Source organism: Gilliamella apicola (genome assembly GCF_000599985.1).
GTDB classification, from domain to species: domain Bacteria; phylum Pseudomonadota; class Gammaproteobacteria; order Enterobacterales; family Orbaceae; genus Gilliamella; species Gilliamella apicola.
The window spans coordinates 1,050,641-1,071,015 of the sequence record NZ_CP007445.1; the positions used below are offsets into that span (position 1 = coordinate 1,050,641).

Consider the following 20,375-nt stretch of genomic DNA (forward strand, 5'->3'; position numbering starts at 1 on the left):
GTAAAAAGAATGAGTATTGAAATTAAATTGCCTGATATTGGTAATGATGAAGTTGAAGTTACCGAAATTTTAGTAAAAGTGGGTGATAAGGTCGCTGTTGATGATAACATCATGACGGTAGAAGGTGATAAAGCTTCAATGGAAATTCCTGCTCCACAAGCAGGGATTGTAAAATCAATCATTGTTAAAGTTGGTGATAAAGTTAAAACCGGTGTAGACATTATGGTATTTGATGAAGAGGGCGGCGCAGCTGCTCCAGCACCACAATCAGCATCACAACCAACTGCACCAAAAGTTGAAGTCACACCTACAACTTCATCTGTTAGCCAAACCGTCGATGTCAATGTTCCTGATATTGGTGGCGACGAAGTTGAAGTTACTGAAATTTCAGTTAAGGTAGGTGATACTGTTGCGATTGATGACAATATTATAACGGTTGAGGGTGATAAAGCCTCAATGGAAATCCCTGCACCAGTTGCGGGTGTAGTTAAAAATATTATCATTAAAGTTGGCGATAAAGTTAAAACGGGTTCCAAAATCATGGAATTTGAAACAACTACAGCGGCACCAGCGGCTAATAGTGCAACAACTGCTCCTGCTCCTGCTCCAGCTTCAACACCAACTGCATCAGCATCAACCACTGCTGTTGCAGCATCTGCTGCAACAGAAACGGTACCAGCCACTTCAGGTAATGATTTTGTTGAAAATGATGCTTATGCCCATGCCACACCATCAGTACGTCGCTTAGCGCGTGAGTTTGGTGTTAATTTGGCTAAAGTCACTCCTACTGGGCCAAAACATCGTATTTTACGTGAAGATATCCAAGCGTATGTTAAAAATGCGGTCAAACAAGTTGAAAGCGGTGCTGCGGGTGGTGCTCTACCTGGCTTATTACCTTGGCCAAAAGTTGATTTTAGTAAGTTTGGTGAAATAGAAAGCTTACCATTAACCAAAATTCAAAAAGTATCGGGTGCAAATTTACATCGCAACTGGGTAATGATCCCTCATGTTACCGAGTTTGATGAATCAGATATTACTGATCTTGAAGCATTCCGCAAACAACAAAATGCCGAAGCAGAGAAGAAAAAACTCGACCTTAAGATCACACCACTGGTCTTTATAATGAAAGCGGTAGCCAGCGCGTTAAAAGCTTATCCACGTTTTAACAGTTCACTATCTGAAGATGCGCAAACTCTAATTATCAAAAAATACATTAATATTGGTGTAGCGGTTGATACACCAAATGGACTTGTTGTACCTGTATTTAAAGATGTTGATAAAAAAGGTATTGTTGAGCTTTCTCGTGAACTTGCAGAAATTTCTAAAAAAGCACGCGATGGCAAATTAACGGGTAGCGATATGCAAGGCGGTTGCTTCACAATTTCTAGCTTAGGGGGAATTGGTACAACTTCATTCACACCAATTGTAAATGCTCCAGAAGTTGGCATTTTAGGTGTTTCTCGTTCAAGCATGAAACCAATTTGGAATGGTAAAGAGTTTACACCTCGCTTAATGTTGCCATTATCTTTATCTTTCGATCACCGCGTGATCGACGGAGCAGATGGTGCACGCTTCCTAAGTCATATTGTTAACGTCTTATCCGACTTACGTCGTTTAGTGATGTAGTGGGGGAATATAGATTATGAGTCAAGAAGTTAAAACACAGCTTGTCGTTCTAGGTGCAGGTCCAGCGGGTTACTCCGCTGCCTTTCGCGCTGCCGATCTTGGGTTAGATGTCACCTTAGTTGAACGCTATTCAACTTTAGGCGGCGTATGTCTAAATGTGGGTTGTATTCCATCTAAAGCATTATTGCATGTTGCTAAAGTTATGGATGAAGCCAAATCATTGACTGCGCACGGCATTCATTTTGGAACACCAAAACTAGAACTGGATAAAGTACGAGCTTGGAAAGAAAAGGTTGTTAATCAATTGACAAACGGCCTTGCTGGCATGGCTAAAATGCGTAAAGTAAATGTCATTCAAGGTGATGCTCAGTTTACCGGTAGCCATACTATGGATGTGACCTCTGCCAAAGGTATTACTAAAATTACTTTTGATAATGCCATTATTGCCGCAGGCTCACGCCCAATTCAACTACCTTTTATTCCTCATGATGATCCACGAATTTGGGATTCAACTGATGCACTAGCATTAACAACCATTCCTAAAAAATTATTATTAATGGGCGGTGGAATTATCGGTCTTGAGATGGGAACCGTATACCATGCTTTAGGTTCAGAAGTTGATGTGGTTGAAATGCTAGATCAAGTTATTCCTGCTGCGGATAAAGATGTGATCAAAGTCTTTACTAAGCAGATTCAAAATAAATTCACTTTAAGACTTGAAACTAAAGTGGCGACAGTTGAAGCAAAACACGATGCAATTTATGTCACTATGGAAAAGAAAGACGGCACCACTGAAACTCACACTTATGATGCGGTATTAGTGGCGATTGGTCGCTCTCCTAATGGTAAACTCATCGGCGCTGAAAAAGCTGGCGTAAATGTTACCGCTCGAGGATTTATCGAAGTTGATAAGCAAATGCGTACCAATGTTCCTCACATATATGCTATAGGTGATATTGTAGGTCAACCAATGTTGGCTCACAAAGGTGTACATGAAGGACATATTGCAGCCGAAGTCATTGCTGGTAAAAAACACTTCTTCGATCCTAAAACAATCCCTTCCATTGCCTATACTGAACCCGAAGTTGCTTGGGTTGGTTTAACCGAAAAAGAGGCAAAAGAAAAGGGCATTGATTACGAAGTTGCGATTTTCCCTTGGTCAGCGTCAGGACGAGCTATTGCATCTGATTGTTCAGAAGGTATGACTAAGTTGATTTTTAATAAAGCGGATAATCGTCTACTCGGTGGTGCCGTGGTGGGAGCAAATGGTGGTGAATTGCTTGGTGAAATTACCTTAGCTGTTGAAATGGGCTGTGATGCAGAAGATATTGCCTTAACCATCCACGCTCACCCAACACTGCATGAATCAATCGGTTTAGCTTCTGAAATTTATGAAGGCTCTATTACTGATTTACCTAATGCAAAAGCAGTAAAAAAATAAAATTTTCATTTTAATTTTCCTTCGATACTTTGCCGTCAGTTTACGCTGACGGCTTTTTTTATGTTGCACGTTATTTTAATTAAATTTCATATTTGTAGAAAAACTAAAGTTAATTATTAAGTTATTATGGAATTAACGATACGTTTACTTGATAGAATATATTTCATGAAAATGAAATGATATAGACTTCTGAATATTTTTTACAAAATAAATTATAACTTATTAATATAATTAATTTTTTAAACTTAAGTTAATTTAATCATTTAATCACACCAAAATTCTATTCACTATCTTATCGATAGTTTAAAAAATAATTTTTATCGTTGTACAGTCAGTCATTTTGTCAAAAAGTTTGAGGTTATAGCTATGTTTCAGTCAAAAGAATTTTTTAGATATAACTTTTAATAAAAGTTCTGAGCAAAACATTCAATATAAAACCTAATAAAGCAAAATTTTGTTAATCCTTTTTTGATAATTCTTAAGCAATATATTTTAATTATATTTTGATAATTAATTAATGATATCAGTAAGTTATCTATCTAATTTAAGTTAAAGAAAATTTCAAAAAAAGGTTGCAAAATACGCAAAATAGGGTATTTTTATACTCTTTTTTAGGTTGTTTTTTAACGTGAATTCATTAAATCGTTTTACCTATAATAATAAATTCTAAAATAATCAAATCATTAGTAAAAAATAACACTAAATAATTATTAATAACAATAAACATAGTTCAATAAAGCAAAGTTGTATTTGCTATATACATGAAATATATCGAGGATAACATGGATAAAGGATTAACCAATCTGGTGAATCAATTAGGCAATGGTTTAAGTCATGGTTTAAAGAATGGTTTGGTTAATGGCGCGGGTCACAATCGCTATACATTAAATATGGATGGGTTGCCTGCTGAGATTTCAATCTTACAGGTTGAAGGTAATGAGCAACTTAACCAGCCTTGGCACTATACGATTACTTTTACCAGCTCGAATAAACATCTTCTTGTCGAGTCATTTCTTAATCAAAATGCCTGTTTGAGTTTTAACTCGGCGAATTTTAACAATTTAAGTGATATTGCAACGAAAGGACTTGATGCGCTCAATTCTTTAACCTCTGCTAATCCTTTACAAGCATTAAAACAGTCCGAGCCATTAAAACAGTTAGATAAGTTTACACAATCCAATCCACTCGATTCACTTAACTCTTTAACGCAACTCAATCCTCTTAATTCCTTAAACTCATTATTATCTCAAGGTGGCTCCCGTACTCTTTATGGTGTGATAACCCAGTTCAGTCAATTATCAGTCAGTAATGACGAAGCCCGTTATCAGGTGGTTTTGTCCTCGCAATTAGCCAAACTGGCATTAAGTCATAACTGTGCTATTTTTCAAAATCAGAGCGTTATCAGTGTGGTTGAAGAGGTATTGCGCGGTCATGGTTATACAGGGATTGATTATCGTTTAGCACTTAAAGAGCAATACCCTGAGCGTGAATTTATCACCCAGTGGCAAGAGAGTGACCTTGAGTTTATTCAAAGACTGCTTGCTGATGTGGGCGTCTATTTCCGATTTGAAACCCATGGTGAACACAATTGTGATGTGATGGTCATCAGTGATTATGAACAAGGTTATCAGCAGGTGGCTGATATTGTCTACAAACAACCAAGTGGCACACTGGATAACGGCGTTGAAAGTGTCTGGGATATGACCTTGCACAGTCAAATGGTGGAAGCTTCGGTAACAGTACAGGATTATAACTACCGAGATGCGCAGGCGAACTTACTGGGTGAAGTTAACAGCCAACAGAAAGATAACACCACTTATGGCACCGATTACCGTTATGATGAGCACTATAAAGGATTAAATAGTAATGGTAGTAATGCCAATAACAATGATATAAATAATCACAACAGTAATAATGATGACGATATTGATAGTGACACAAATAATCATGATGACGATGATGATGAAAACAGTGGTGGTATCGATACCGACGATAGTCAAGACAGTAACGGCAATAGTAATGACATCGACAATGATAGCGATAACACTAACGGTAGCAATAGCAATAGCAATAACAACAGCAGTGATATTGACCGTAATCAAGCTAACACGAGTAATGGTGTTGAAAGTGGTGAATGGTATGCACGCATTCGCCATGAGCGAGCAATTAGCCGTCAAATCCTTATCCGAGGTAAAAGTAATCAGGCCAATTTAGCTCCGGGTCAACATATCCGCATCAAAGGTAGCATGATTGCCGGAATAGATGAAGGCATAATGATATTAACGGTGCAAGGTCAGGGAAACCGCAGTGATGCTTATGAACTGACTTTTACCGCTATTCCTTACCAGCCATTAAAACCTTACCGCCCGGAGCCTATCCCTTTCCCAACCATTGATGGCACCTTACCGGCACGGGTAACCAGTCCGGATAATGACACCTATGGTTATATTGATACACAAGGGCGCTATCGGGTTAAATTTAACTTTGACTTAAAAGAGTGGCGAAACGGTGAAGAGAGCTTATGGTTAAGACTGGCTAAACCGTATGCCGGCAGTACCTATGGTTTTCACTTTCCACTGATTGACGGCACAGAAGTTGCAGTTGCGTTTACTAACGGTAATCCGGACCGACCTTATATCGCACATGCGATGCATGACAGTCAACACCCTGACCATGTGACCACCATAAACAAACATCGTAATGTAATTCGCACACCGGCGAATAATAAGTTACGGATGGATGATAAACGCGGACAAGAGCACATCAAGTTAGCGACCGAATATGGTAAAACCCAGCTTAACATTGGGCATTTAGTTGACCAAAACAAAACCCAGCGAGGTGAAGGGTTTGAACTGCGCACCGATGAGTGGGGAGCGATTGCTGCCAATAAAGGCTTATATCTGACCAGTCAGACCGAACCTAAAGCGCAGGGTAAACAGCTTGATATGCAAGCTGCCATTACTCAGCTTGAAAATGCGTTATCAATTGCCAAAGCCTTACAAAATGCAGCAACTGCCTCTGAAGCTCATGGTGCGGATACCGACAGTCAAGAACAACTTAAAACAACATTAACCCAGTTAGCCCAAAGTGGTATTCTTGCTTATGCACAAGAGGGCATTGCTTTAACCAGTCCGGAAAATATCCAACTATCAACGTCAAATAGTGTATCGGTGACCAGTGAAAACCAAACTGACATCAATGCGTTAAAAAATATAACCGTCTCATCCGGTGAATCCATCGGTCTATTTGCCCATAAATCAGGAATGAAAGTCTTTGCCAACCAAGGTGATGTTGAGATGCAGGCACAAAATGCCAACCTGAATATGACCGCTAAACAAGATATTAAAATAGACAGTGTAGATGGTGAACTGACGGTTACCGCAAATGAAGAGCTGACGTTAATGTGCGGAGGTTCATACATCAAAATTAGCAGTGCAGGGATTGAACTGGGCACGGCTGATAATGTTTATATAAAAAGTAATGCCATGCAAAAAATGGGGCCGGCTTCAATACCGACTCCTTATCTTAGCTTACCTTATGTCAATGGATATAGCGAATTTTTTATTCTAACGGATCATGAAACTGGCAAGCCTTTACCTTTCCATTCTTATCAAATTGAAATTAATGGACAAATTGTTAGTGGTATCACAGATGCAAAAGGGCATACCCGACGAATATTTACTGAGAATCCAGAAACAATTGTCGGTGAGGCTCTTGAAAATAAATCACAAAATACGTTCGAAGCAAGACATATAGCAACAGGTAAGCGAGTAAAACTAAATTTTAATGATAGTTAGGATAAAGAATAATGAATGGAAAGAGTAATAAAAAATCAGCAAAACCAACATCCGCAGGGAGTGTTACTGCCACAACTCTTGATGATGCATCCGCATTAGGTACAGTTTTATTAGTAGATAATCCTGTCGATATTTTTTATTTATGTAATAAAATGCAAGCAGCAAAAAATTCCCCCTATATTTGTAAAACAAATAATACGCCACGATATCAACGACAAGTAACCATGTGGATTAGGCAAGATGCTGCAAGTTTTGGGTATCAATTCCCTTATTGCGGTGAGGTAGGATACAACATGACCACTGAACCACCTACACCATTAATGAGTAAAAGTGAACCGTCTCGACCAAGTTATTGGCCAGTATCAAAATATCAAATGATCTATCGTGAATACCGCGAAGCAAATATATATGGTGACCCAACAGGAGGTTATCGATTTGATTTTGGTGGCGTTAACGTGGTTGATTCTATGGTTAATAAAACAACACTTGAAAACGAGTTATCGCTAAAAAGAAGTAGTGATAATGACATTGAAGAAGGATATCGAACACTCAATCCTGAGAAAGCAAATGAGCGGTTTCCAAATGGGCGAGGTATGATTAGAATTCCTGACGTAATTAAAAAAAAGGATCATACTTTAACCGGTGAAAAAGGTTATCATCCTGATAATATTAATACTGTTATTGAAATAAAATTTCCAGGAGATAGCCTTAAGGAGAAGCAGTATATGGATTATTTAATAATAGCAGGAGGCAATCGTAATAAATTGCGTTTAATGACATTAAAGCAATGTCAATTTCGTAACCGCAAAGATAAAGAAGAAGAGATGCTTGCCAATGCTAAAGACGATCCACTTTATCAAACTATTGGCGAAACCGCTATGGCCAATCCCAGATCAGTACTTACCATTGAACAGCGCATGCAGCTTGAATATGATGCTATATACAAGCATATTATTAAATGGGTTAAACAACAAGAGATTGAGTACAGCCGCCCACAATTAGTAGCAATTGATGATTCCAACCAAAAAAGATATGCAGAAGCTTGGCAACGTTATGAACAACGGCATGAGATGATTGTTCACTATCCATTAGCTTCAGTTGGCATTGCAAGCATGTCCGCAATGGTTGGTGCTTTAGTCACTGGAACCTCCGTTACCGAAATAGCAACTACAACAACAGTGGTTCGTAGTGGCGCTAAAGTCATAGAATTTACCCCAATAACAAAAGCCACAGTAGCAACCGTTGGAGCAGCATCTTTGCCATTAGCAGCCGAGCAGGGAATGACTAATAATTATGTATTAGAGCGCAATGGGCAGCTTACCTATTATCCAGAATTTAATGAGCAAGAAAAGCTTAAATATGAAGATGATCGCCTTATTGAAATTGATTATCGTTATCAGCAGAATTTAAAGTTTGATAAAATAAACACAACAATAGGATATATCGATGATTCTGCCGAAGCTAAGCAAAATAAAGACAGATTTCGGTTGGATAAAAACAATTATAAAATTCATTACTATCCATATCGACAACAGTTTTATTACTATTTTACTCCCGGCGATGAACCAACAGATTTTGAAAGCAATTGATAACCACTAGGCACAATTAATTATAGGATATACCATGCAAGATAAATTACAAAAGTTATTAGATGAATATCAAGAAAACTATAACAGATTTACCTATGGTCATTATTTAGATCCCAATAATATTGAAGATGCCATAAAAACAGGTTTGGTAGGGTGTTATTACTTAGACCAGGGGTATCTACCTGAAAAGCGCCAAGCAATAGGTCAGGTTTTGGCACTATATGATAAATATTGGGGCAATAAACTAAAGTTTGGTTTTTTTGATGGAGATTCTAACCAACTGCATCCTTATCAACAATTCAGTATAGATAAAAAGCAAGATCTTATTAATAATTATGCATTAGATGTATTGAATTTTTATTGGAGTAATGTTGATAATTTAGAATTTGTTCCCGAATACCTAATTAAAACTTTTTCGGAACCAGAGTGGCATGAAAAATTACATCAGTATATAAGTTATGTTCAACTCTATTTACCTATATCCGAACTTAAAGAGTTTGGCGTAGAGCAATTAATAGCGTTAAATCAACAAATCAGCGAAATATTACAGCCAATGCATGGATTTTTTGGATTAGGTATCCAGCATAGTCATGAGTATTACGATTATCAATATTTAGAGTATGAACTGGCTCATCAGTTTTTGGGATTGGATATTTCTAATGTTGAAGCCGATAAGGACTTTAGGGAAGGTTTTAAATGTATCAACTGGTTAACCATACTAAGTGACCAACTTATAACCGATAAATTAGGCAGTCTTGAGGCGTTAAAAGAGCATAATAATGATAACGAGATCCGGTTTTATCCTTACTCAGGAGGCGTGGTTGTTCGGGCAGGTGAGGTTCCTGAACTCGGTGATGTAGCAAGCAACCCCTATCCTAAGCACTATGTTAATGTTAATGCTTTATTAAAACCCGCACGAGCACCAAAGCTTGGCTCATTAGGTTTTGGTTCAATAAACGGTGAAATTCGTTTTAATAATCGAACATCAAAAGAGTGGCAATGTCGGTTTGATGATGTAGAAGCAACGGATAATACAGTAAGTCATGAGCCACAATCAGCGAAAGTTATTAATATGGATTCAAAGGTTCGAATTAGCATACAAACCGGTCAATTATGCCCACATACGGGCGTTTATTCTGCCCAGATCAATGGCAAGATTGAGTATCGGGAGTTAACTCAAGGTCATAAAGTTGAGCCATTTATTGATAGTGAAACGCAACAAGTCTATAACGATGTAACTTGGCAACTGTTACGTCGGGAAGATGGTGGAAATGTCTATCGAAATTAACCCAATACAGAGCAGTGAATGAAAAATAAATTACAAAAGTTATTAGATGAATATCAGGAAAACTATAACAGATTTACCTATGGTCATTATTTAGATCCCAATAATATTGAAGATGCAATAAAAACAGGCTTGGTAGGGTGTTATTATTTAGACCAAGGTTATCTACCCGAAAAGCGCCAAGCAATCGGTCAGGTTTTGGCACTATATGATAAATATTGGGGTGATAAGCTAAAGTTTGGTTTTTTTGATGGAAATTCTAACCAACTGCATCCTTATCAAAAATTCAGTATAGATAAAAAACAAGATCTTATTAATAATTATGCATTAGATGTATTGAATTTTTATTGGAGTAATGTTGATAATTTAGAATTTGTTCCAGAATATCTAATTAAAACTTTTTCAGAACCAGAATGGTATGAAAAATTATATCCAGACGTAACTTATGTTCAACTCTATTTACCTATATCCGAACTTAAAGAGTTTGGTGTAGAGCAATTAATAGCGTTAAATCAACAGATAAGCGAAATATTACAACCAATGCATGGATTTTTTGGATTAGGTATCCAGCATAGTCATGAGTATTACGATTATCAATATCTAGAGTATGAACTGGCACATCAGTTTTTGGGTTTAGATATTTCTAATGTTGAAGGTGATGAGCACCTTAGAGAAGGTTTTAAATGTATTAACTGGTTAACCATACTAAGTGACCAACTTATAGCCGATAAATTAGGCAGTCTTGAGGCGTTAAAAGAGCGTAATAGTGATAACGAGATCCGTTTTTATCCTTACGCTGGCGGTGTGGTTGTTCGGGCAGGTGAAGTGCCTGAGCTGGGTGATGTAGCAAGCAACCCCTATCCTAAGCACTATGTTAATGTAAATGCATTATTAAAACCCGCACGAGCACCAGAAATTCTTTCACTAGGTTTGGGTTCAATAAACGGTGAAATTCGATTTAACAAACGAACTTCAAAAGAGTGGCAATGTCGGTTTGATGATGTCGAAGCAACGGATATTACAGTAAGTCATGAGCCACAATCAGCGCAGATTATTAATATGGATTCAAAGGTTCGAATTAGCATACAAACTGGTCAATTATGCCCACATACGGGAGTTTATTCTGCCCAGATCAATGGCAAGATTGAGTATCGGGAGTTAACTCAAGGTCATAAAGTTGAGCCATTTATTGATAGTGAAACGCATCAAGTCTATAACGATGTAACTTGGCAACTGTTACGCCGGGAAGATGGTGGAAATGTCTATCGTAATTAACCCAAAATAGAGCAGTGAATGAAAAATAAATTACAAAAGTTATTAGATGAATATCAAGAAAACTATAACAGATTTACCTATGGTCATTATTTAGATCCCAATAATATTGAAGATGCAATAAAAACAGGTTTGGTAGGGTGTTATTATTTAGACCAAGGTTATCTACCCGAAAAGCGCCAAGCAATCGGTCAGGTTTTGGCACTATATGATAAATATTGGGGTGATAAACTAAAGTTTGGTTTTTTTGATGGAAACCCCAATCAACTGCATCCTTATCAAAAATTCAGTATAGATAAAAAGCAAGATCTAATTAATAATTATGCATTAGATGTGTTGAATTTTTATTGGAGTAACGTTGATAATATGGAATTTGTTCCAGAATATTTTATCGAAACCTTTTCAGAACCAGAGTGGCATGAAAAATTACATCAGTATATAAGTTATGTTCAACTCTATTTACCTATATCCGAACTTAAAGAGTTTGGTGTAGAGCAATTAATAGCGTTAAATCAACAAATCTGCGAAATATTACAGCCAATGAATGGATTTTTTGGATTAGGCATTCAGCATAGTCATGAGTATTATGATTATCAATATTTAGAATATGAACTGGCGCATCAGTTTTTGGGTTTAGATATTTCTAATGTTGAAGCCGATAAGAACTTTAGAGAGGGTTTTAAATGTATCAACTGGTTAACCATACTAAGTGACCAACTTATAACCGATAAATTAGGCAGTCTTGAGGCGTTAAAAGAGCGTAATAGTGATAACCAGATCCGTTTTTATCCATACGCAGGCGGTGTGGTTGTTCGGGCAGGAGAAGTGCCTGAGCTCGGTGATGTAGCAAGCAACCCTTATCCTAAGCACTATGTCAATGTTAATGCATTATTAAAACCCGCACGAGCGCCAGAAATTGCCTCACTAGGTTTTGGTTCAATAAACGGTGAAATTCGTTTTAATAATCGAACCTCAAAAGAGTGGCAATGTCGGTTTGATGATGTAGAAGCAACGGATATAACCGTAAGCCATGAGCCGCAATCAGCGAAAGTTATTAATATGGATTCAAAGGTTCGGATTAGCATTCAAACCGGTCAATTATGCCCACATACGGGTGTTTATTCTGCCCAGATCAATGGCAAGATTGAATATCGTGAGTTAATCCAAGGCCATAAAGTTGAGCCATTTATTGATAGTGAAACGCAACAAGTCTATAACGATGTAACTTGGCAACTATTACGTCGGGAAGATGGTGGAAATGTCTATCGTAATTAACCCAAAACAGAGCAGTTAAGGAGATACTAAATTAAAAGAGATACAACCTATGAGTATAAAAGACTTTTATAAAATCTAGAAAGAAATTGAAGATAGATCTTGGTGTCATTAACTAACCCTTGTTGTTTAAAGCGTTAGTTTCTTTCCTTAGTATATCCCTAAGGTTGAGAAACAGTTATCCAATAGTTCATTCTTTCTTAAATATCCCTATAATGCTTTGAGCGATTCAATTATGAACGATCAAAATGATTACTAACGTTTTTTCACACATTTTTTATATAATCAGAAATAGTTAAGGGAATCAGTCGTAATTCCCTTAATTTATAAAAGATGTTGTAATTAAAGCGGTTATTAATCTCTCAATTTGAAATTAATTGAACTAAAATATACCAATCACGACACCCACTGAAGTAATGGCTGTTAGGATCAAAATGACTTTGGTCGCGCTCATTTGTTTGGCTGACACTAGCCACCAAGCCAGTAATACCATAGTTAATGGTAGAATTTTAGGGAATATACCATCCAGTACACTTTGTAATGAACGCATACTTTCACCCATCGGAATTTCAAGCTCTGAATTAAGCACAATATTCCCTGCGGCAAGTCCTCCTACCACCATAATACCAAGAACATTAAAGGCATCTGTAATTCGTTTTACATTATCACCAATAATATTATCAATGGCATTTACACCAAGTTTATAACCGTAATGGAAACTAATGTAAGAAATCAATGGTCCTAAAATACCATACGATAAAATATAGAAGATTGGACCTATAGCATTTCCTCCTGCTGCCATACCCATCGCGATGGATAACAAAATAGGAACAATGATGCCTTGAATTAATGAATCACCAATTCCCGCTAATGGCCCCATTAATGTTGCTTTGATATTAACCGGTAATTCTTCAGGAACGTTGTGTCCTAAAGCTATCTCTTCTTCCATTGAGGCGACAATACCATTGATGATTTGTCCCGTTTGCGGTTCGGTATTATAAAACATTGAATGTCTGGTTAATAAACGGCGTTTTGCTTCGGGATCATGTTTGTAATATTTTTCGGCAAACGGAATATAAGAAAACGCCCAAGCGTGAGCTTGTAATTTTTCATAGCTCATTGAAGATAGATGTGTAAAACCCCATCGATACCAAATTTGACGTAACTCTTTTTTAGTCAATTTTGATTGGTTATTAATTGCTTTATCCATTGTTAATTCTCCTATCAAAATAGATCATCATCTTCAAATACATCAGAATTTGAGGTCGAATTATTCGATTCTTTGATTGCTAATGTAGCGGGTTTATTGATTGCCATATAGTATAAATAGGCAACTAAAGCGGAAATAAACACTAACGCAACCATACTTAATCCAGCGAACGCTAACAGAACAAAACCTGCAAAGAAAAAGATAAGCTGAATTTTTGATTTAATGACAATATTCATTAGCATTGCAATACCTAATGCAGGTAATACACCGCCTAATACTGAGATGATTTTTGTTATTACTTCTGGTACATGATTTAATAACCAATCAACTAAACCTGAACCGTAAAAGATCGCCAAAAATATTGGCACTGCTCTTAATAAAAATGTAGTGATTTGTGGAAAGAATAGATGATTAAGAACGATACCCCGTGTATCATTGTGCTCAGCGGCTTGTTGTGCTCTATTATTCCAAAATGAATAGACCGCCATTCGCGTATTATAGAAGATTAAACCAAATGTTTGCCCTAAAAATACTGACAAGGTCACAGCTACCGCAGGCTCTTTAGTCGTTGCTAATGCTAGACCAATACCGCCATAAGCCGCATAAGTAATTTCACTATTGGTTGCGCCACCTGTTGATAAGTTGGCAATAAAAACAGCTTGAACGGCTAAACCACAAGCAACACCCGCTTGAATGTCGTTAAAGGCTAAACCAACTAAAAGACCTGCAACCAAAGGACGGCCGACAACATAAAATCCTCCTGACATACCAAATAACCAAGGTGATTCAATCGCGCCTAAGTAACAGAATATACCTGTAAGCAAGGCTGGGATAAATAGTGTTTCCATGATGTTTTCCTCAATTATTGAAAACTATAAGGTGTCATATTTTTTCTTCATAACTGACCAGCTTTTCGGTTCATCATCGGGTAGCAACTGAAATTCAATGGTGATACCTTGACTTTCGATATAATCAAAAGCTTGATAGTCTTTATCATCAATGGCAACCGTTCGCCCTAAAACTTTGGTATCTGGTCTGGTATTCATACAACCGATATTAAGTACTGGATTAAGTTTTGCTCCAGCTTTAAGAAGTTTTTCAAACGTTTGAGGTGAATCACTTATTAAAAAGAAATTTTTAGCTGATTCCATGCCTTGCTGGATTTTTTCTACTCCTTGAGCAACGGTATAAATGCCTATTTTTAAGTTGCCAGCAGCTGCTTTTAGTACTCGTTTTCGTAAGTCATCAGCGGCAATATTATCGCCAACAACTAAGATGCCATCGACAGGCCTTACTTTTGTCCAACGTGTCATTATTTGACCATGAATCACCCGATCATCCACTCTGGTTAATGTGATTGCCATAACTATTTACTCCTATCATTTAACTTTTAAAAATCCAAATCGTCATTATTGATTGTAGCTGTTGGTGCAAGTGAAATAGCGTCTTGACCTGCTTGCAAAATTGAATCAAGTAATGCGTGTATATCTGATTCATCTTCAGATGCGGTACCTGCTTGAATCAACATCGGTAAATTTAATCCTGAGATTAAAAATACTTTTTTATCAGGGTTAGCGAGCAGGTAACGAAATGTTTCGTTATAGGGCGTTCCCCCCATAATGTCACTTAACACAATGACAAACTCATTTGATGTTAGTAAACTATCTAGAACGTTATTTAGTCTTACTGAAAAGTCACTAATCCCTTTTTCATCAAGTTTTACTACCGTAAAATGTGATGTATCCCCAGCAATCATTGCATAGCTTATTAAAATGCCTTCACATAAGTCTCCATGTGAAGTGATCACTATTTTCATTATTCTTTACCCTCCCTTAAAACTACTTTTATTAAATATATATTTACATATTGAATTTTTTATAACAAATAAATTATGTGTTATTTTTTGTGATATGAGATGTTTATCACATTTTAAGGGTTATTGTTATTGACATTATTATCATTATTTTTAATATATGTATTTACATATATAAATAACAAGGTGGAATTATGAATAAATATTCTTTGATACAGTTAAGCCAACTTATTGATCACACAAACTTAAAACCTGATGCGACCACAGCCATGATGGAAAAATTATGTCAGGAAGCAAAAAACTATCATTTTAAAATGGTGGCAATCAACCAGGTTCAGTCACATCTTTGTGCACAGTTATTGAAAGGAACGGGTGTAGATATTGGAGCAGCCATCGCTTTTCCTTTAGGGCAAACCACCATTGCTTCGAAATGTTTTGAAACTCAAAATGCTATTGAAAATGGTGCAACCGAAATTGATTATGTAATTAATATTTCCGAGTTAAAAGCTGGTAATTTACAATATATTGAAGATGAAATGGCGCAAATAGTTAAAATTTGTCGACAACATAATGTGGTATCGAAAGTTATTTTTGAAAACTGTTATTTAACCGATGAAGAAAAGATCTCACTGTGCAAAATTGCGGTTAAGGTTAAACCTGATTTTATAAAAACTTCTACTGGATTTGGCACTTCAGGCGCTACTGTCGAGGATGTTAAATTAATGAAAAATCAGGTAGGTGATGCAGTTAAAGTTAAAGCTGCTGGCGGAATACGTAGCGCCGATACTTTCAAAAAAATGGTTGCAGCAGGTGCACAACGAATTGGTACTAGTTCAGGAATAGCTATTATTGATGAGCTAAAACAAGAGTTAGCCGCAAGTAATAAAGATACTATCGAACTTTAATCATCAATTTATTTAAATACTATCTTTTAGATGTCTATTATCCTCGCGAACAACTAAATTGCGAGGATAATTTTTTTCGCATTAATTTTTTAAATGTAATTTAACTTGCATGATTTAGTTCAAATACAAAAGAGTTAATATCACCACGGTATTTGGAAATTGAGTACTCAATGGGGAGCCGGTCGTTAGTAAAAGCAATGGAATGGAAATAAAAAATCGGATCGCCTGCTTCTATATCCAATAGATCACTTGTGGTTTCGTCGGCTTTTAATACTTCAAGTTTGCGACGAATCTGTAAAATAGGAAAGTCCATCTTTTGTAATACTGAATACAGTTTTTCCTGAGTAAAATCATTATTGATGAAATTAGGTAAAAGTTTGGCGGGCAAATAAGTTGTAACCAATACCACGGGCTTACTTTCTGCATAGCGCAGACGAACGAGCTTGTAGACATCTTCATACTCATTTATCTGTAAATTATTGGCAATATCAGCATTAGCTTTATCCAGCTTAAATGTAAGTACTTTAGTTTTAGGATGAAGTCCTTTCCGATTCATCTCGGAATCATAACTTTCAATAATGTGGGTGAATTCTTGACTGATCTTCTGTTGTTTAACAATCGTGCCTCGACGTTTTCGACGTTCAAGGTAACCATCATTAACTAATTGCTGAATTGCTTGACGTACTGTTGGTCTACTGACTTGATAGATTTCAGTAAGTTCACATTCTTTCGGTATTAACTGCCCTTGTGGATAAACACCTGACTGTATTTTTTTTAATAGATCTTGTTGAATAGTCAAATGACGTGGCATTTTATTAATATGATTCATGATGATAGTCAATTATTTGTTATGTTGCTACATATTAGTCGAAAGATTTTATTATGTAAAATTATTATCATAATTATCTTCCGTTTATTGTTGAAAAAGAGTAATAAAAGATTGTTTGATGATGCTAATGGAGCATTATTCTTGGCTAATACGAAAAGTCCGTGACACTAATTAACGATTATAAAGTCGATAATTCTGTCAAAAAGTTTCAGATTAACTATACGTTTAAGTATAAAAAGAGAATCGATTTATTGATTAGACACGTTAGTTAACACACTCAAGATTGGATGGCTAAAGCATTAAATGTCATAAGCAACAAAATCTGAAACTTTTTGAATAATGATAATTCGTGACACTATTTAACGATAATAAAATCGCTAAATCTGTCAAAAAGTTTCAGATTAACTATACGTTTAAGTATAAAAAGAGAATCGATTTATTGATTAGACACGTTAGTTAACACACTCAAGATTGGATAGCTAATGCGTTAAATATCATAAGCAACAAAATCTGAAACTTTTTGAATCATGATAATTTATGACACGATTTAATGATAATTAAGTCGCTAAATTTGTCAAAAAGTTTCAGATTAACTATACGTTTGAGTATAAAAAAGAAATATATCTTTTAATTTGAAACTTTTGCTAATACGCCTTGACCTTGATAACAATAACTTTTTGCATTATAGGCGACAAAAGCTGATTCACCTTTAATGAGTGTCAGTGTTGCAGATTTTGATGTTAAAGTGATATTGCCCTCAATGCAAAATAGTATCTGCGGACTGGTTACCTTTTCATCTCTTGCTTGATTATCACTTTCAATAATTTCAAATTTAAAATCATCAACTGGAACAGGAAAATCAATTTTATTTTGATGAATAATAGGCGAAGTTAATAACTCATTTAAATTAAGACTATTAAACTTGGTGTTTTTCAATAATTCATCGACATCTAAATGCTTATTAGTTAAACCTGCACGTAATACGTTATCCGAACTTGCCATTACTTCAAGTCCAGTACCACTTAAATAAGCATGCGGTGTTTGAGCTGATAAAAACATGGCTTGAGTTGGTTGCAGTTCAATAACATTTAAGATTAATGGCATAAATACCCCAATATCATTTGGGTAATCCTTAGCAAGTGTTTTAATCGTTAAATAGGGTTCGTTAGAAAACGGTTCAATATTAGTTAACAATTGGTTAATCGCTTGCTCTTTTCTTTCTGGAGCTAGAGTTAACAATGCCTGAAAAAACAGTTTTAATTGTTGTTCATTAGCATTAATTTGCAATTGATCAAGTTCATTGTTTAATGCCGTAACATTTATTTTTTTAAACAGCTCCAAAATTTCAATAATAGGGCGAAAAGAGCGCATGGCTTTGAATGGCGTTAGAGCATAAATCAATTCAGGTTTGTGGTTAGGATCTTTATAATTGCGCTTAGGATCATCTAAAGCAATACCTAATTGATTTTCTTTTGCAAACCCTTGTTCGGCATTAAACTTGGTTGGGTGTACTTGTATCGATAATGCTTTGTTCGCTGATAACACTTTAAATAAATAGGGAAGCGCAGAATATTGTCGATAAATTTTAGCACCTAACGTTTCTAAAGGATGTTTTTTAATAAGATCATCAAGTCTGATTTTTTTATGGTTGTTATCAATAGCTAATGAACAGCCCATTGGATGAGCACCCATCCAGATTTCTGCAATGGGTTTTTGGGTTGGATTTTTGATAGCAAACAATTTAGGAATATCATCAATGCTTCCCCAATCGTAGTTTTTGACCGTATTTTCAAGTTTCCATATGGTTTGGTGCATAAATTTAATCCTCTAATTTTTCAGTTCTGTGCATGCTATTTTATCCTTGATAAGTTATAGGCTACCATACTCCTGGCAATCACAAATGAATAACCTATAAACAAACCAATATATTACAATAAATTGGTCTGTTTTAGAAGTTATGTCACTGCTGCTTTTCATTACTGGCAATTAATAAAAATATTTAAATCTTATACGTGCACCATATCTATCATCACTATTATCACCATGAGATTTATTTCTATCTAATAATGACCAATAAGCACCTAAATAGATGTTAAAATTATCCATATCCAATACATTATCAATCAAATAAGAGGCATTAACTGTATGAATTTTATATTTACCTTTGCTATTAATATGCCCATCTTTGATTTTATTCTCTGGATTAAACTTTTTAATATTATTGTTTGCATAGTAGTAGCCTAGTCCGACTTTTTCCCAGATGATATCTGTACCGATGGTCATGTCATTTTCATCTTTAGCACTCATATAAGCAAAACTGGTATTAATTTTAAGTCCTTTGTTTTCAGCACTCCAATCACCTTCACTGTTCCAAGAAAAAGTTGCACCATAACCAGTTCGCTGTGATTGATCGCGGAATTTACCATTATTGTCGTAATAACCATAAGCGTTTTTTACCACATTGGTTTCAGCCGCGATAGCAGTTGAGAAACTATCATTTTTCCAAGATAATACTGGACGAACATAAACGACGTTTTTCTTTTTCTCTATGTCATAACCGTGATAGGTCGATTTATTAAACATTTTTTCGCCGTTATTGACTAACGCATTGATTTCAAAATTGAAATTATTTAAAAAAGGTTTATTTAATTGGATACTACCACCATTCTTACTGCGTCCACGACCTTCTTTCATCATATAAATATAGCCAAAACCATCTTCATAGATATCATTAGCCGTATTGCCTGAATATTCAATAAAAGTATCTTGACCAAGAGGAAACATATCATAGGCTTCGTAACGCCCAACTTTAATGCTCCATTCTTGTTTTTGTCCAAAATAAAATGCAGCATCATCTAAATTCATATCACCACCTAAATCAGCCAGTGGTTGTACCACAAAACCAGCAAAATTGTGATCATTTATTTCGCGATAACCATCTAAACCTATCAAAATTCGACCGTTAATATCCCAACGATCTTTATCAGCAGGTTTATTTTTTTTCTCTGCACTCTCTTTTAATGAACTCAGTTGTTGCTTACTGCTCGCGGCATCAACATTTATTTCAACATCACCATAGAGTTTAAGTTTTCCTTGTGGAGTATCCCACTCAATTGCAGCATTAGCCATTGAACTTAACCCTAATAAACTGAATATAACTATTTTTTTCATAAAACTAGCCCTCATCCATTTATATTATTTACTGTATTTTTTGATGTATTCGATAACATTTTATTTGAAAATAAAGCTAGATGTTTTTTGCATAAATATTTAAAAAATAATAAATGATATCGTTTACATTTATGATGTTATAGGTTGATTGATTTTTTTTAAACT

15 protein-coding genes are annotated in these 20,375 nt (G+C 35.7%); 8 read left to right on the forward strand and 7 right to left on the reverse strand.

Annotated features, from left to right (window positions below):
- Nucleotides 1–9 precede the first annotated feature (9 nt).
- From aceF to GAPWK_RS04825, 7 genes are all read left to right on the forward strand, one after another.
- Complete coding sequence (aceF, locus tag GAPWK_RS04795) at nucleotides 10–1,626, forward strand: pyruvate dehydrogenase complex dihydrolipoyllysine-residue acetyltransferase (protein ID WP_025315133.1); 1,617 nt, start codon at nucleotides 10–12, stop codon at nucleotides 1,624–1,626.
- Between the two features lie 16 nt (nucleotides 1,627–1,642).
- The gene (gene lpdA, locus GAPWK_RS04800; protein ID WP_025315134.1) at nucleotides 1,643–3,067 is read left to right on the forward strand and encodes a dihydrolipoyl dehydrogenase; all 1,425 of its coding nucleotides are present in this window, start codon (nucleotides 1,643–1,645) and stop codon (nucleotides 3,065–3,067) included.
- Nucleotides 3,068–3,828: 761 nt separating this feature from the next.
- Nucleotides 3,829–6,864, forward strand: coding sequence for a DUF2345 domain-containing protein (locus tag GAPWK_RS14095; protein WP_080692429.1), 3,036 nt, complete (start codon nucleotides 3,829–3,831; stop codon nucleotides 6,862–6,864).
- 11 nt (nucleotides 6,865–6,875) lie between these two features.
- Nucleotides 6,876–8,453, forward strand: coding sequence for a hypothetical protein (locus GAPWK_RS04810; RefSeq protein ID WP_025315136.1), 1,578 nt, complete (start codon nucleotides 6,876–6,878; stop codon nucleotides 8,451–8,453).
- 34 nt (nucleotides 8,454–8,487) lie between these two features.
- Nucleotides 8,488–9,741, forward strand: coding sequence for a type VI immunity family protein (locus tag GAPWK_RS04815; RefSeq protein WP_025315137.1), 1,254 nt, complete (start codon nucleotides 8,488–8,490; stop codon nucleotides 9,739–9,741).
- Between the two features lie 18 nt (nucleotides 9,742–9,759).
- Nucleotides 9,760–11,013, forward strand: coding sequence for a type VI immunity family protein (locus GAPWK_RS04820; protein WP_025315138.1), 1,254 nt, complete (start codon nucleotides 9,760–9,762; stop codon nucleotides 11,011–11,013).
- Nucleotides 11,014–11,031: 18 nt separating this feature from the next.
- The gene (locus GAPWK_RS04825) at nucleotides 11,032–12,285 is read left to right on the forward strand and encodes a type VI immunity family protein (RefSeq protein ID WP_025315139.1); all 1,254 of its coding nucleotides are present in this window, start codon (nucleotides 11,032–11,034) and stop codon (nucleotides 12,283–12,285) included.
- A 379-nt stretch (nucleotides 12,286–12,664) separates the two neighbouring features.
- On the opposite strand, the gene GAPWK_RS04830 is transcribed toward GAPWK_RS04825, so the two are convergent.
- Genes GAPWK_RS04830 through GAPWK_RS04845 form a run of 4 tightly spaced genes read right to left on the reverse strand, consistent with a single transcriptional unit; the run spans nucleotide 12,665 to nucleotide 15,308 of the window.
- Nucleotides 12,665–13,492, reverse strand: coding sequence for a PTS system mannose/fructose/sorbose family transporter subunit IID (locus GAPWK_RS04830; RefSeq protein ID WP_025315140.1), 828 nt, complete (start codon nucleotides 13,490–13,492; stop codon nucleotides 12,665–12,667).
- A gap of 14 nt (nucleotides 13,493–13,506) precedes the next feature.
- Nucleotides 13,507–14,340 carry a PTS mannose/fructose/sorbose/N-acetylgalactosamine transporter subunit IIC gene (locus GAPWK_RS04835; RefSeq protein ID WP_025315141.1) on the reverse strand — a complete coding sequence of 278 codons (834 nt, stop codon included), beginning with the start codon at nucleotides 14,338–14,340 and terminating at the stop codon, nucleotides 13,507–13,509.
- 24 nt (nucleotides 14,341–14,364) lie between these two features.
- The gene (locus GAPWK_RS04840; protein WP_025315142.1) at nucleotides 14,365–14,856 is read right to left on the reverse strand and encodes a PTS system mannose/fructose/N-acetylgalactosamine-transporter subunit IIB; all 492 of its coding nucleotides are present in this window, start codon (nucleotides 14,854–14,856) and stop codon (nucleotides 14,365–14,367) included.
- A 26-nt stretch (nucleotides 14,857–14,882) separates the two neighbouring features.
- Nucleotides 14,883–15,308, reverse strand: coding sequence for a PTS sugar transporter subunit IIA (locus tag GAPWK_RS04845; protein WP_025315143.1), 426 nt, complete (start codon nucleotides 15,306–15,308; stop codon nucleotides 14,883–14,885).
- Between the two features lie 191 nt (nucleotides 15,309–15,499).
- Here GAPWK_RS04845 and deoC point away from each other — a divergent pair, with 191 nt between their 5' ends.
- Nucleotides 15,500–16,210: a deoxyribose-phosphate aldolase gene (deoC, locus tag GAPWK_RS04850; protein ID WP_025315144.1), complete on the forward strand. Its 711-nt coding sequence runs from the start codon at nucleotides 15,500–15,502 to the stop codon at nucleotides 16,208–16,210.
- Nucleotides 16,211–16,310: 100 nt separating this feature from the next.
- On the opposite strand, the gene GAPWK_RS04855 is transcribed toward deoC, so the two are convergent.
- The 3 genes from GAPWK_RS04855 to GAPWK_RS04865 form a co-directional block, all read right to left on the reverse strand.
- The gene (locus tag GAPWK_RS04855; protein ID WP_038517221.1) at nucleotides 16,311–17,039 is read right to left on the reverse strand and encodes a GntR family transcriptional regulator; all 729 of its coding nucleotides are present in this window, start codon (nucleotides 17,037–17,039) and stop codon (nucleotides 16,311–16,313) included.
- A 627-nt stretch (nucleotides 17,040–17,666) separates the two neighbouring features.
- Nucleotides 17,667–18,854 carry a mannose-6-phosphate isomerase, class I gene (gene manA / locus GAPWK_RS04860; RefSeq protein ID WP_025315146.1) on the reverse strand — a complete coding sequence of 396 codons (1,188 nt, stop codon included), beginning with the start codon at nucleotides 18,852–18,854 and terminating at the stop codon, nucleotides 17,667–17,669.
- A gap of 171 nt (nucleotides 18,855–19,025) precedes the next feature.
- On the reverse strand, nucleotides 19,026–20,210 hold the full coding sequence (locus tag GAPWK_RS04865; RefSeq protein ID WP_025315147.1) for a carbohydrate porin: 1,185 nt from the start codon (nucleotides 20,208–20,210) through the stop codon (nucleotides 19,026–19,028).
- Nucleotides 20,211–20,375 lie beyond the last annotated feature (165 nt).